Genomic DNA, 13332 nt, shown 5'->3' with positions numbered 1-13332 from the left:
ATCACAGCTTCCGATCCCTTCTCATCGTATGCAGGGTGACTGCCCCATGGTGCGGCCGGGCTGGCGCGGCCGCGGTGCGGGGCGCGCCTCAGCGGTAGTTGGGGTAGCTCTGCGGGATGTGGCTGGGGAAGGTGACTTTGACCTGGCTGGGCAGGTCTTCGCGCAGTTGGTCGATGGTGCCGTTGCTGTGCAGGTAGTCGAATCCGAGCCACACCAGCAGCACCACCAGTGCGGCCCGGCGCAGCTGCCGCGGGGTGACGACTCGCCACAGAAGACGTGCCAGCACGGTCAGCCTCCCGCGGGGTTCACAGGGTGGCCCTTGATGATGATGGAACCCACCGCGGTGGTCTCGTCGACCTTCTCCATGTCGATGTCGTCGTCGCCCTTGTCGCCGATGTTGCTGTGCTTCTTGGACTCACCCACCGTGGGCCGCACGCTCGCGGTGACGGTCATCGACATCTCCTTGGTGATGACCGACGGGAAGTCCTTGCAGACACCGGGGCGTGTGGGTGTGATCTTCTGCGGGTACACCTTTCCGCCCATGCGCCACGACACCGAGGCGAGCAGCCGGTGACGCGCCCACTCGTCGCGACCGTCGGGGGCGACGTAGTCCCAGCCGGGGACGATGCAGATTTTCTCGATCACCACCGGTGAGGCGAAGATGATGTTGAGCACGTTGAGGTCGAGCCCGTTGATGCGGGCGCAGACCCAGGCGCGGGTCTTGTTCGAGCTGAACGGCCCCACCGCGTCACTCTGGTTCCCGCAACTGGCGGAGACTTCTTCGGGGATGAGGGTCTTGAGGTCCGGAGACTTTTCGGCGTTGTCGATCCCCGGCTGCGTCTCGATCTCGTTTTTGGCCACCGGTGGGCGGCCGCGAGTTCCGTTGACAGCCGACAACAGCCCGCCGATCGCCAGGATCAGCGCGATCGCAATGCCGCCGTACACGGTGGCCTTCTTGCGGTTGTCCTTCACCCAACCCACGACGGAGCGCACCGTGTCGGTGGCGCGTTCTTTGAACCCGGCCTCGGGGCTGGGCAGCGGGGCGTCGATATCTGACGGCGGTGCGGTCGCTTCCGCTTCGGGGGCGATGTCGTCGTCGGTGTCGCCGTCGGAATCGGCGTCATCGCCCGCATCCGGCTCCTGCGCATCATCGTCCGTGCCGCTGTCGTCGATGGGCAGCTCCTCCTGGCCGTCCCAGGGGCTGGGGACCGCGGCGTAGGCGTCCAGCGGCGACGGCGCAACCACCGGTGCGGCGGCCTGATCTGTGTACGGCTCACCGCCGCCGACGGAGTCGTCGGCAGCCTCGTCGTCGTAGGCTCCGGCTCCCCCACCATCAGCCAGACTGTCCTCGTCGGAAGCCTCGTCGCCCACGTTGATGCCGGGGCCGCCGTCACCGCTGTCGACGCCGGGTTCGCCATCCGAAGGAGGGATGTCGCCGATCCCCGCGTCGTCGCTGGGCTCCGGTTCTGGTTCGGTGTCGTCCGCCCACCCAGCTGGGTATTCCTCCCGCGGAACGTCGGCACCTTCTTCTTCGGGGGCGGGCGACTCGCTGTCGTCGCCCACCGCGGTGCTCTCGTCGTCGTCGATGTCGTCAAGCCGGTAGTGGGCGTCAGCGCCGAGCGGGGCGGCGATGTCGTGGACCGCGTCGGCGATGTGTTCGTCGCCGGTAGCTTCGTCGCCGAAGGACTCCATCGCGGCGTTCGACACCTGTTTGGGTGGCAGCTTCTCGAACGCGATGTCCTGGTTGATCTGGTCACATGACTCGTTCACTGCGGCCGAAATTGCCGCCGCGGTGGAATCGGGGCCGCCGCCGTGGTCGACGTCGAGCTGCTTGGCGATCGCGTCGGCCAGCCTGGCGGCCTCACTTTCAGGACGCCGTTGCGCATTGAGCAGAGCCTCCATTACGCCCACGTCGGCCCCTTCCCTGGTACGCGCCGTGCACATGCCTCGGCGGCGGTCGCCGATACCGTACGGCCACCGCCTGCCCGCCGAGGGTGCGCGGCGCGGACGCAGTAACGAAGGAGCGCAGTCAGATGGGCTGGATCAAACGCACCAAAGAGATGTCGAGACTGTCCAACTGGAAGCCGAAGGCGCGCGAGCGTGCGGTGACTCTGGCACTGGTGGCTGCACCACTGTCTCTGGTGGTGTCGCTGTTCTCGTTGATGATCATGGCCAAGGCGATCAGCAACATCCCCAAGCCGGTGGACACCTACGAGGCGATCACCGACACGACGCGAGTACAGAACTTTGCCCGCTATTCGCTGCTGCTGTGGATGGGTGGAACCTCCTCGTCGTCCAAGCCGCTGTTGAATCGTTCGTCGGCGGCGAAGTCGATCGAACTGTCCGAAGTTCCGTTCGAGGTGCGCTCCATCGACCCGTCCGACATCGAGCGCTGGCAGGGTTTCGACGCGGCGCAATGGCGGGTGACTTTCGCGGTCACGTTCGTCGCCCCCGGCACCGGTGCGGCACAGATCAACCGATACGCGGTCACGGTGATCGACCGCGACCACAACTATCAGCTGCTGATGTGGCCGTCGATCGTCAACGTCGACACGGTCCCGTACAAGGTGGCCAGTGCCTACACCGTGGGCGTGGGCGAGAAGTCCGCGCTGTACAACTCGCTGAAACAGTTCGCTGCCGCGTACCTCACGTCGAGCGCGGATTCGACATCGTTGGGCCGGTTCGTGTCGTCGAGCTTCCGGGGGTCGGCCATCGCCGACACCCCCTACAGCGAGGTAGAGATCGAGTCGATCAAACTGGCCGAAGGAAGCCCACAGGTCGACAAGGCCGCGCCGGGGACACAGGTGAAGGCGCTCGTGCGTGTCAAAGCCTCAGCGTCGATCAAGACCTGGTCGATCATGGACCTTGCACTGCGCGTCTCGCTGAGTGACAACAACGTGTGGCTGGTCGATGGAATCGACTCCCCCATCGAGTGGGGTGACGTTTCCGGTGAGTGATGGTGCTGCGTACCGCCGCGGCGGTGAGACGAGTCAGCCGTGAAAGGCGTGGACATCGAACGCTGTTACGTCTATCTGCGTGACATCTTGACCGGCGAGTGGGCGCGCATCGAGGTGTCCGACTGGGCCGACACCTATCGCGCTCGCGTCGCCACTGCCGTGAGTCGGCAGATGGGTACGTTCGGCGGTGAGCTGACACTGTCGGGAAGCCCGGAACGCGGCCGCGTCACGCTGATCAACGCCGAGGGCGACCAGATCATCATGGACTTCGACTGGTACACCCTGACCGTCAGCCAGGCGCTGGGACGTGAGCCGAGCGGGATCGTCGACGTGCCTCAGTCGGTGCGTCGGCTGTAGGAGTGCGGGTCGTCCTTCCGCTTAGTCGTCCAGTCCAGCCCCCAGCACGCGAGGGCCGCCAACACGAGGCACGGAAATAGCCCATATATCAGGGTGGTGGCGTCGCCGCCGTTGCCAGCCCAGTCGGCGAGCAGAAAGGCCATTTCGGCCGTGGTGACGCCCAAGGTGGGGATGCAGATCAGCACAGCCAGCAACTTGAAGGCGGACATGGTTTCTCCGATCCTGTGCCGTGCGGCTGCTCCACACACCTTGCAGTTCGTCTCTTAAATGGAGACTAGTGCACCGCTACTTTGGGGCGCAAACACAGGAACGACTCAACTCGCCTGGATCGCGGCAGCAGCTTCGTTCTCATCTTCATCATCGTCGTCGAACGGTCCGACGTCAGGCAACTTCGAGATGCGATCCACGATTGGGTCGGTGATCATCTCAGTGATCTCGGAGATACGTTTTTGCGCGGCCTGGATGTCGCGGAACTCGTCGGTGAGGATCGTCGTGGTGAACGCTTCGATGTTGTTGCGGATGATGCGGTGCATGGCCGGTCCTGTGGTCGCCGCCATCAGATCGAGGCCGCGGATACCGGCGTGGTTGATGTCGAATTCCGTAGGCACCGCGCGAAGCTGTTTGGTCTGATCCGTTCCCATCTTGAGGTCGATCGCACGCATCGAACCGTGTTCGGCGACGTAGTCGCGCATCGCGTGGTTCGCTCCCCCGAACTGTGACCGCATCTTCTTCGGGTCCGTGTTGCGGAACGCCACCGTCACCGTGTCGTTGGGTTGCAACGCCATCGGCATGTCGTTGGTGTGGAAGCAGTGACTCGGGTTGCGCGACGTCTCGATTGCCACCCGGCCCCACGCGACGGAGTTCTTCGTCAGCCGCACCCACCCAGCCGTGGGGACATCGACGATGCGCAGGAACGAGGACCGGTCGGACAGCACCCACAGCGCATTCGGGATGTCGAGGTTGCACCAGACTTTCGAGCCGGGACCGATGGCCCCGAACCGGTAGAGGTCGACGATCTGGGTCACCACGGCCGGTCCCGCCGACGATGGTGTGCCGGGTCGGATGAAGGCATAGACGGTGATGCCGGTGTCCTGGTTCATGGTGGGCACGCTATCCCTGGAAACGGCAGGTCAGGGAACGGGGCGCGTCTGTGCCGCTCGTTGTGTGATTCTTTGTATTGGCAGTTGTATTGCACCTTGTATTGCCACTTGTACCGTCGTTTGTACCATGCGTTGTATCGTTTCGGCGCAGTCGGCCGACCATGGCGCAATCCCAGCCCATGTGGCCTTTTCCGTGCATGTACCCAGGCGCGCCTCGGTCGTTGATCAGCGCTTTCGTCAGTGAAGGTGTGTATCGGCGAAAACACCCCTCCCCCGCGCAGGGAGGCTCGATCACGGAGGTAAACGTGAACGTCATCTACATGGCCGGACTGCAAGACCCCACCGACGACGGAATCCTGACCACGCTGGCCAACTACGCGCTGTCTGGCCTGATGGTCCTCGTTGTCATCGTGGGTGGGTGGCACGCGTTCAAGGAGTGGAACGACAAGAAGGGCGCGAACGGAACGGCGGTCCTGCGCGACCACGCGATCAGCATTCTCGCCATTGAGGCGTTCCTGGGCGGGATTCTTCTCATCGCCAACCGCGGAACCGACATCATCCCTGGACTCGGGTGAGCCGTGACGCAGCGTACGAATGCTCCATGGGCTGAGGACGTGACAGCAAATTCAGGGCGTGAGCGATGAGGCCGTTCCGTGTCTTCAACCGAGTGTCGAAGGTGCCGATCATCTGGAAGGTGGCCGGTGTCCGGCTCGGCGGCGTGTCCCAAGTCGCGATGCTGCTGACCATGGGAGCGGGGCTGGCACTGGTGCTGTCCCAGTCCCCGTGGCTGGCGGCGATCGTGTTCGGGACCGGCTTCATCACCGTGGTGATGGTGTCGATGCTGCTGTCACGGCTGGACCCGGACGAAACCATGTCCGACATCACCGCCTTCGGTCTGCTCTGGCGCGCCATGCGTCACCGGCACACCGCCAACTACGACGCGTTCGAGAACTGACCGAGAGGGGCCGCTGATCATGGGCAAGTACGTTCCGCCGTTGAGTAAACGGCGCGGCAACATCATCTTCTCCGACGACGGCAGCGTGTGGTGCAACTACCTGCTGGTTGGAATCAACGTCAACAGCTACCGCCCCGAAACAGCGATCGCCGCGCAGGACTCGCACCAGCTTTTGCTCAACGCGCTATCGCATATTCCCACCGACGACATCTTGGTGCGAAGCGCCAAGGTGCGCGTCGACCCCATGCAGACCTTCACGCGCATGACCCGCGGAGTTCCGGACTGGGGCGTGGAGAAGTACCGGTATCTCGGCAAGCTGATCAACGACTTCTACGAGCGGATGGTCAGTGGTGAGTTCATCGAGTTCGATCGCGTGTACTGGGTGTCGATCAGCCAGCCGTCACGGCGGACGATGGCCGACCGGATCGCGTCCTCAGTCATCGAGACCGACCCGCACGAGGGGCTCAACTGGACCGATCTCGGCGACTTCGAGAAGAACTGCTTCAAGTCGATCCCGCCGGAGTTCCGGCCGGTGCGCACCACCCCGGAGATGGTGGACTGGATTTTCGACCGCTCCACCACCTTGGGCCTGTCCAAGATGTCGGTGCCGATGCTTCCGCCGCCTCAGCCGAACCCCTCCGTGGTGCCGAGTGAACGCGCCTACCCCGAGGTGATGTTCGACGAGGCTGCGGAGGCCACCTCGCTATACAGCACGTTCGTCAAAGACCTCGACGCCGGTCGCGACTACGCGAAGAACATCGCTGATCCGAAACGGCGCACGACGCTGACCCGCCGGTTCCGCACGTTGAAGAACGGCAAGATCATGTCGATCTCGCACCCCGGCCGCCGCAGCGCGTCGTTCCCCGACGGGCCGACCACCTACCAGTCGATGGTCGCGATCGCCCGCTACCCGTCGAACTACACCACCGAGGTCTCCGACTTCACCTATGTGGTCGACAAGGCCATCGACATGGACGCCGACTTTGCACTGCGACTGCGGTTCGACCAGAGCCTCATCGCGACGGCGGCAGTCTCCAAGACCGAACGCGAACTCGTCTCCGAAGGCCAGGCCAACGCCGAGGACGAGTTCGAGGCCGACGACTACGACTCACGGCGCGCGGAGCTTCGCCGCTTCCACCGCGCCATCCGCGATGAGCCCGGCCCCGTGGGTATGCAAGTGGCGGCCATCTTCGCGTTCGGCCACAACAACCTCGACGACCTCAACACGCGAGTCACCGCGATCACGCAGAAGTTCCGCAGCAAGGGATACACAACGCTCACACCCGTGGGCGGCCAGAAGGAACTGTGGACGATGACGATGCCGGGATCGGTGCGCACCCGCCTGGGCAGCGATCTACTGCAGACCACCACCACGCGGTGGTTCTCCGGTGCCATGCCGGTCCGGCGCAGCTTCGCCGGTGATGAGATCGGGATGCCCATCGCGGTGAACCGCGAGAACACCCTGGGCCAGATCATCCTGCTCGACCTGCTCAATGCCACCGACCGCGGTAACGCCTCCATCGCGATCACCGGCGCGCAGGGGCGGGGCAAGTCGAACCTGATGAAGCTCATCTTCATGTACGTGACCGCGCTCAACCGCTACGCGACGGCGGTGGATCACTCCAAGCACGGGGAGTGGGCGGTGTTCAGCCGACAGCTGGCGCGCACGCAGGTGGTCAACGCCGCCACCGGGGAGACCCCGGCCGGTCTCGTGTCGATGGACTTCCTCAAATGTCTGCCGTCGCCGGACGCCGAGGTCGCGTTCATGGCCCATTACCTGCCGCTGATGGAGCTGGGAACCCAGTCCGACGAGGCCGGGTACCTGGCCAAGATTCTGCGCCCGTCGTTTCGTGAGCCCCGCGGCATCACCAGCACCCGTCGGCTGATCCAGTGGCTGGCCGGTCAGGGCGAGCGCGAGGCGAAGGTGATCCGCCGCGCACTGGAGCACTGGGCGGCGCTGCCCTACTCCCGCGCGTTCATCGACCCCGAGCCGCGCAGCCACAACGACCCCGGCCTGCCCCCGTTCGACAACCTGGCCGACCTGGCGGCGCGAACGGAGTCCGGGGCGATGCCGTATGCGACGGTGTTCCGCACCCACCAGCTGCCGGTGTATCGCGGCGTGAACCGAGAGAACGCCTCGGACCTCAACAAGTGGGCTGCGTCGGTGTACGGCTCGATCGCGCGCATGACGGCGTTCCGCTTCGCCAAGATTCGCGGCACGTGCGTGTTCTTCGGTGACGAGATCAGCTTCCTCAAGGGCAATGAGGACGTGGTCGAGCTGCTGGTTCGCGACCCCGACCGCACCGCGCGCAAGGACCAGAACCTGGGTGTGTTCGGTAGCCAGCACGCCGACGACTTCGATCACAACTACGCCATGATCGAGAAGAAGGCGGCGCTGGGGCAGAAGGTGTCCGACAACGCACGCGCGGCAATCAAGCACGCCGGGATGCCGGTGCTGGACTCACTGGTGGACATGATGGTCACCCAGACCAGCCCGCCAGACCCGGACAACAACAACATGACTCGGGCCGGGCGCTACGGCGAGGGCTGGTGGAACGACGGCAACAACAACATCGTCCGTGTGCAGTTCTTGCCGATCCTGTCGACCGACTTGGCGCGCTTCGCCGACACCACCAGCTCGAAGATGGTGCGCGAGTCCGACCTCGCTGCCGCTCCGCCGGGTCGCCACGCCCGCGACGGCCAGGGGGCCGCCTGATGGCCTCCTTCCTCGACCTGTTCTCCGCGACTGATTCCGACGGGGTGTCGGCGGCGAAGTACCGGCTGCACTATCTGGGCAGCGTGGCATCCCACCAGTTGTCGTGGGTGTGCGGGATGCTCACGGAGTTCGCGTTCGTGGTGTACATGGTGATCGCGATCCCGGCCAACGCGCTGCTGGGGCTGGTGTTGTCGTCAGGGTCGTGGCTGCAGCCGCTGTCGGACATCTACGAGCAGATCACCGCCCCGTTCTACGCGGTGATTCCCCCGAAAGCGATCGCCCTGGTGGGTTTGGCGATCGTCGTGGCCTCGATGGTCGGCAAGAAAGTGTCGTCGACCAAGGGCGGCATCCTCAACAGTGAGTCACTCAACCGCATCGGCGTGGCGGTCGCCATGGTGGTTCTGGTGGCGGTTCTCGCGTCGAACCCGTTCGAGGTGATCCACTGGGTGCTCAACACCACGAGCGGGCTGGCCACCGACTTTGCCGCGAAGTTGACCGGAAGCGGAAACAGCACCGCCGTCGAGACCGGGCAGGCGCTGGTCAACCAGTCGGTGCGCACCCCGGCGATCGTGCTCAACTACGGCCACGAGTTCTCCGCCGACTGCAGCCAGCAGTGGTCGGACGCCATGGCGTCCAATCAGGAGTTGAGCGTCAACAGCAACTGTTTCGTGGAGGGCCAGAACGAGGCCACGCCTCTGACGGTCATCACGGCGATCATCATGTGGGTTTTTCCCGCGATTCCGATGCTGGTGTTCTCAGCGCTGGCGGGATGGAAGTTCATCATCCACCTGTCGACGTCGGTGGCGGCGCTCCTGGCGAGTGCCTGGGTGGGGGCGATCAAGGTCCATCACCGCCGCGGATTCGACAAAGTCTCCGAATGCTTCGCCCGCGGCGCGGCCCACATGCTGATCACCGTGATCATCACCGCCGTGGCGGTGGCGCTGCCGTCGCTGTGCTCGGGACTCGCGATGCGGATTCTGAGCACGGTCACCGTCGCCGACTCCGCGTTCCTGATGATGGTGACCCTCGGCATCGGCTTCGCTGCGTCGACATGGGTGCTGTTGAAGGTGTCGTCCAAAAATAGCGCGCTGATCCGCGTCTTGAAGGCCGACGTGAACGAGACGCTGGAAGCGACGCTGGGCCTCAAACCGAAGAACCTCGGCGAAATCGACTTCAAGTTCTTCAAGAGCAACTGGCTGCGCGACGAGAAGAAGGACAGCGCCGGATCACGCGGAGGAGGGCCACAAGGTGACGCGAAGCTCAAGGGTTCAGGCTCTGTTGCAGAGGACGCCGCGATGAACGAGGTCATCGCCGCCGATGACGCGACCGCGGTGAAGGAGCTGTCCGCGTCGGCGGAATCGGTGGCGCAGCAGCGCAGCTCCGCGATCGCCGTGCCGACCGACGCCGTCTCGGCAGCGACGCAGTCCACCGCTGCGCAGGAGGCCCACTCCAACCGCATCTGGCAGTCCGCGATTCAGAACATCGCCCGCTGGTCGGCGGTGACCCGCATCGGCGACGTGTACGGATACTTCACCCACAACAGCTATGTCCCTGATCCGGTCGACGATGGCGTGATCGACGCCGAGGTGGTCGACGTCACCTACGACGACGAGGTGTATCCGGATCGCCAGAAGCAACTCTCCGCGAGCCCACAGGGCGAGACTCCCCCACCGTCTGACCCGACCGGCCCGTCACCGGTCGAGCAGCCGTCACCGACGCCGCCGCAGTCACCGCCCGGTGACAGTGGGGTTCTCGCCGGTTCCCCGGCGCGGTCGCTGGAGCACACTGCAGTGGCGGTATCCACCGCGGGCGGAAACGTCTACGCCGATGCGGACCTGGGTGCGGCAGCCCAGGCTGTCGGTGCCACGTTCAGCACCCATGTCCCGCCGCCGTCGGCAATCGCTGTGGCTTCACCGCTTCCAGGGTTCTCCGGCGATCACATCAGCGTGGCCTCCGATGTGCAGCACGGACCGGCGGTCGTGGTGGTCGACGGCGTGGAGGTCAGCGAACCATCGCCCGCCGCATCGGGTTCGAGTGCCGCGCCGATCAACGATCAGCAGCGCTGGAACCGTGCGGCGTGGCGCTTCGAGGCGTCCGCCTCCGCCACTGGCGAGGACGTGACAGCCCCATCGGTGGGTCCGGAGCTGCCGTTGTCGGGGATCGCGCCGGGGGTCAACCGCCACCCCGCGAGCTTCATGGCCCCGATGCGCGACTTCCTGGCCGCCGACGAGCTTCTGGTGCAGAAGGAGGAGGTGGAGCTGGTCAACGCGGCGATGGGCCGCACCGTCGTGGCCGTCGCCCCGGCAGGCGACACGCGACTGTCGCTGCGGCTTAGCTCCGACCCCGATGAGCGCGTGGTGCGTGTCCGCGATTCCGAGTTCGGAGACCCGCTGTGACGGGCGCGCCGCGTGAGGTCATGTCCTCGCCCACTTGCCACCATGGCTGCCGTAGGAGAACAGGAGTTCACTGATGCCTGACCAGAACCGCCGACCAGACGATGTGCGTGCCAAGTACGCCAACGCTGCGCCGGACCTGATGGACACGCCGCCGGAGCGCCACCCGGAGCTGTCCGACGCGCCCCCGGCCGACTCCAGCGGCACCGACGCGCGTTCGGCCGCCGCGGCGCAGTGGTCGCCTGCTGGGCCAAACCACCCGCCGCGCGTCCCGATTCCGGGTCACCTACAGCAGCCGCAGCCAGCGGCCGCTCAGCCGCCGCAGCAGATTCCGCAGCAGCCAGCGGCCGCTCAGCCGCCGCAGCAGACCACGATGCCGCCGCCGCTGCCGCAGGCCCCTCATCGGGCGCAGTTTCCACCGCAGAAGCAGGCTGTGCCGCCGCGTGTGCCTCGGCAGCGGCCGCCCGCCGACTTCGACGACCACCAGGAGAACTCCGCGGGATCACCCCGCAGTGAGCTGATCGGTGGACGCGTGGAGGGCGCGCAGCGGGGGTGGCGTGCCACCGTGAACCGTCTGCTGCGCACCAACTTGTCGAAAGGCAGCGACGAGCAGGAATACGACCACCGCGTGTCGCAGATTCAGCGCACGCTGCGGTCCTCTAAGACGATCGGTGTGCTCTCGGGCAAAGGCTCGTCGGGCAAGACTTCGATCGCGCTGAACATGGGTGCCACCATCGCCTCGAAGCAACGCGGCGCGAAGGTGGTGGCCATGTCCATCGACCCGATGGGCAACATCAGCGATCGAGTCCTGGCGGTGAACAACCAGGCCCCGCAGTCGGTGATGGCGCTGGCCGCCGAGCCCGACGGGGAGCTGCGTCGCGCACCGGTGGTGAGCACGTACCTGCAGACCGACCGTTCGGGACTGCGCGTGCTGGGGGCATCGACCTGCGACGGGTCTCAGTTCCTCGACCCCGATTCGCTGCTTCGTGTGCTGGGCGTGATCGGCGACCAGTTCGATCTCACCGTCTTGGATTTCGGGCTCAACATCGACAGCCCGACCTACCACGCCGGTCTCGGCGCGGTGGATCAGCTGGTGCTGGCCGCATCCACCACCAAGGACAGCATCGACGAGCTTCACGTTCTGATCCGCACGTTGAAGGCGTTCGGCGGCTCTTACCTGGAACTGCTGCCTAACGCGGTGGTGGTTCTCTCACAGACCCGGCCGGGCAAGACCAACGTCGACATCGCCAAGGAACGCAACAGCATCACCAACTCCTACGGCATGACGGTGATCACCGTTCCGTTCGACGCGCACGCCAGCGAGGGCGGGCCGATGAGCATCGAGCTGATGGATGAGGAGACCCGCCTGCGCTACGTGTGGCTCGCGGCCGAGGTGATGAGCAGGCTGCCCGCCGACTAAACCGGCCGGGCTCGATGGAAGACGGTGCGCCCGCGCACCCGACAAGGAAGGAACAGGTCCATGACGGACGTCAACTACGAGGTGGACGCTGACGAGGCTGTGGCCCAGAAGGTGGCCGATGGTCTGCGTCGCCTGCGTGAGCTGCGCGGGCTCTACGACCAGGCCACCGAGGAGCTGGAGGGTGGCCGCCGCGTCGGTAAGGCGCGCATCGCCGAGCTGCAGGAGCAGATCGACGCGGAGAACGCGACGCTGGTCGCCGCGGTCAACGACGCTGCGGTTGAGTTCAACGACGCCTCCTCGGAGCTTGTCGAGACCGGCTTCGCCACCCCGAAGGCCCTGGCCGCCATGGGGCTGGGGACGCTGCGCGTCAAGAAGTGAGCACCGTTTCGTCACGGTGACGAATTGCCGCCGTCGTAGTCGTGGCCGAAAGGCCGCCACCACGGCGGCGGTTTCGTTTTCGCGCGCCGGGGCCGCATCGGCGACGATGGGCCGGGTAGGTTGCCGCGAGGCAGATGGGCCGACGAGCGGAAGGCGTGCGCGATGGCAGATACAGACGGGCGCGGCGGCTACAGCTCGCAGAACCCGCCCATCATCGACGCCGAGGCCATCGCCGAGGACATCTGCGCTGATGACGTGGCTGATAGCAGCGACGACGCGCTCGACAAAGCAGCTGACAGACTGATCGAGGTGGCCTGGCAGCAACTGCCGCGCGCCTACCGCGAGGAGCTTTCCGACGAAGTGATCGTCGACCGCGGCGGGATCATCGCCAACCTTCTGGTGCGATCACTCGGAGGCTGACACCCGCCGCGCCGACGGATGCCGTCACTGCTTCGGCGGCGATTTCTGTGCCAGGCGACACACTGCGCGCCTCGGACGGCAGGGCGCAGCGGCCGACGTGATGATCGCACCATGACGTTGCACTGCACTTTGCATGTGGATGGAGACACGGTGTTTGTGGGTGCATACCCCGATCCGGCCGCGCTCGCCCGCGACGTCTCGGCGCGCGCAGCGAAGTACATCGGGCACCGATTCAGTGCGGACCGGCTGGCCGTTGAAGCCTCCGGGGGCTTCAACACGGTCGACCTGAACTTGGTGCAGCCCCATGTGGCGGTGGAAGTGCAGAGACAATGACGCTCGACTGTGTTAGTCTCTGGTTTAGAGACGTTACCGGGGCCGGATCACCGGCACGCGCGACAGGAGACCTACCGGTGGAATGGGTGCAGCAGGGCCGAAACCACCACTGCGCTGTGGGTGCGGATCACCGCTACGTGATCAGCGGCGGGAACGCCCACGAGACCGGAATCTGCCGGTTGTACATCGACGGCGAGTGCACCAGCATCGCCGCGGATCGCCTGGTGGACGTCACGCGGGCCGCAGAACTCATCGAAGCCGAAGGACAACCGCCCGAAGGAAATCGGAAGCAGAGGGTGTGAT

15 protein-coding genes are annotated in these 13332 nt (G+C 65.4%); 11 read left to right on the top strand and 4 right to left on the bottom strand.

Annotated features, from left to right (window positions below):
• Positions 1–88 precede the first annotated feature (88 nt).
• Positions 89–286 carry a hypothetical protein gene (locus B8W67_RS05405; RefSeq protein WP_085302653.1) on the bottom strand — a complete coding sequence of 66 codons (198 nt, stop codon included), beginning with the start codon at positions 284–286 and terminating at the stop codon, positions 89–91.
• Between the two features lie 2 nt (positions 287–288).
• Positions 289–1911, bottom strand: a complete 1623-nt coding sequence (locus B8W67_RS05400; protein ID WP_133056047.1) for an ICP22 family protein — start codon at positions 1909–1911, stop codon at positions 289–291.
• Between the two features lie 83 nt (positions 1912–1994).
• Between B8W67_RS05400 and B8W67_RS05395 the strand changes: the two genes are divergently transcribed.
• Both B8W67_RS05395 and B8W67_RS05390 read left to right on the top strand, forming a co-directional pair.
• Positions 1995–2957: a conjugal transfer protein gene (locus B8W67_RS05395; RefSeq protein WP_234806667.1), complete on the top strand. Its 963-nt coding sequence runs from the start codon at positions 1995–1997 to the stop codon at positions 2955–2957.
• Positions 2958–2996: 39 nt separating this feature from the next.
• Positions 2997–3314, top strand: coding sequence for a hypothetical protein (locus tag B8W67_RS05390; RefSeq protein WP_133056046.1), 318 nt, complete (start codon positions 2997–2999; stop codon positions 3312–3314).
• Here the strand turns inward: B8W67_RS05390 and B8W67_RS05385 are convergent.
• On the bottom strand, positions 3293–3523 hold the full coding sequence (locus tag B8W67_RS05385; RefSeq protein ID WP_085302646.1) for a hypothetical protein: 231 nt from the start codon (positions 3521–3523) through the stop codon (positions 3293–3295). The two genes, B8W67_RS05390 and B8W67_RS05385, sit on opposite strands and share 22 nt — an antisense overlap.
• A gap of 105 nt (positions 3524–3628) precedes the next feature.
• On the bottom strand, positions 3629–4414 hold the full coding sequence (locus B8W67_RS05380) for a hypothetical protein (RefSeq protein WP_085302644.1): 786 nt from the start codon (positions 4412–4414) through the stop codon (positions 3629–3631).
• A gap of 305 nt (positions 4415–4719) precedes the next feature.
• Between B8W67_RS05380 and B8W67_RS05375 the strand changes: the two genes are divergently transcribed.
• The 9 genes from B8W67_RS05375 (at position 4720) to B8W67_RS05335 (ending at position 13331) form a co-directional block, all read left to right on the top strand.
• Positions 4720–4989 (top strand): hypothetical protein, encoded by a 270-nt coding sequence (locus B8W67_RS05375; protein ID WP_085302642.1) that lies wholly within the window; start codon positions 4720–4722, stop codon positions 4987–4989.
• A 65-nt stretch (positions 4990–5054) separates the two neighbouring features.
• A complete protein-coding gene (locus B8W67_RS05370; protein ID WP_085302640.1) occupies positions 5055–5369 on the top strand; it encodes a hypothetical protein in 315 nt (104 codons plus the stop codon).
• A gap of 19 nt (positions 5370–5388) precedes the next feature.
• A complete protein-coding gene (locus tag B8W67_RS05365) occupies positions 5389–8085 on the top strand; it encodes an AAA family ATPase (protein ID WP_085302638.1) in 2697 nt (898 codons plus the stop codon).
• A complete protein-coding gene (locus B8W67_RS05360) occupies positions 8085–10481 on the top strand; it encodes a hypothetical protein (RefSeq protein ID WP_085302636.1) in 2397 nt (798 codons plus the stop codon). The genes B8W67_RS05365 and B8W67_RS05360 overlap by 1 nt, the downstream gene beginning before the upstream one ends.
• 73 nt (positions 10482–10554) lie before the next feature.
• Entirely contained in the window at positions 10555–11898 is a 1344-nt protein-coding gene (locus B8W67_RS05355; RefSeq protein ID WP_085302635.1) for a MinD/ParA family ATP-binding protein, read from the top strand.
• A gap of 60 nt (positions 11899–11958) precedes the next feature.
• Positions 11959–12276: a hypothetical protein gene (locus tag B8W67_RS05350; protein WP_085302633.1), complete on the top strand. Its 318-nt coding sequence runs from the start codon at positions 11959–11961 to the stop codon at positions 12274–12276.
• A gap of 162 nt (positions 12277–12438) precedes the next feature.
• The gene (locus B8W67_RS05345; RefSeq protein WP_085302631.1) at positions 12439–12696 is read left to right on the top strand and encodes a hypothetical protein; all 258 of its coding nucleotides are present in this window, start codon (positions 12439–12441) and stop codon (positions 12694–12696) included.
• Between the two features lie 111 nt (positions 12697–12807).
• The gene (locus B8W67_RS05340) at positions 12808–13029 is read left to right on the top strand and encodes a hypothetical protein (protein WP_085302629.1); all 222 of its coding nucleotides are present in this window, start codon (positions 12808–12810) and stop codon (positions 13027–13029) included.
• A 77-nt stretch (positions 13030–13106) separates the two neighbouring features.
• Positions 13107–13331, top strand: coding sequence for a hypothetical protein (locus B8W67_RS05335; protein WP_133056044.1), 225 nt, complete (start codon positions 13107–13109; stop codon positions 13329–13331).
• Position 13332: the final 1 nt, after the last annotated feature.

The sequence above is a fragment of the Mycolicibacillus koreensis genome (assembly GCF_002104795.1).
GTDB classification, from domain to species: Bacteria; Actinomycetota; Actinomycetes; order Mycobacteriales; family Mycobacteriaceae; genus Mycobacterium; species Mycobacterium koreense.
Note: the sequence above shows the minus strand (reverse complement) of the source record. Positions and strands in the feature narration are given on the sequence as shown.

Excerpts from the sequence above, each read along its gene's own strand:
- B8W67_RS05385 (WP_085302646.1), bottom strand. The coding sequence starts at position 3,523 with ATGTCCGCCTTCAAGTTGCTGGCTGTGCTGATCTGCATCCCCACCTTG.
- B8W67_RS05380 (WP_085302644.1), bottom strand. The coding sequence starts at position 4,414 with ATGAACCAGGACACCGGCATCACCGTCTATGCCTTCATCCGACCCGGC.
- B8W67_RS05370 (WP_085302640.1), top strand. The coding sequence starts at position 5,055 with ATGAGGCCGTTCCGTGTCTTCAACCGAGTGTCGAAGGTGCCGATCATC.
- B8W67_RS05365 (WP_085302638.1), top strand. The coding sequence starts at position 5,389 with ATGGGCAAGTACGTTCCGCCGTTGAGTAAACGGCGCGGCAACATCATC.
- B8W67_RS05360 (WP_085302636.1), top strand. The coding sequence starts at position 8,085 with ATGGCCTCCTTCCTCGACCTGTTCTCCGCGACTGATTCCGACGGGGTG.
- B8W67_RS05355 (WP_085302635.1), top strand. The coding sequence starts at position 10,555 with ATGCCTGACCAGAACCGCCGACCAGACGATGTGCGTGCCAAGTACGCC.
- B8W67_RS05350 (WP_085302633.1), top strand. The coding sequence starts at position 11,959 with ATGACGGACGTCAACTACGAGGTGGACGCTGACGAGGCTGTGGCCCAG.
- B8W67_RS05345 (WP_085302631.1), top strand. The coding sequence starts at position 12,439 with ATGGCAGATACAGACGGGCGCGGCGGCTACAGCTCGCAGAACCCGCCC.
- B8W67_RS05340 (WP_085302629.1), top strand. The coding sequence starts at position 12,808 with ATGACGTTGCACTGCACTTTGCATGTGGATGGAGACACGGTGTTTGTG.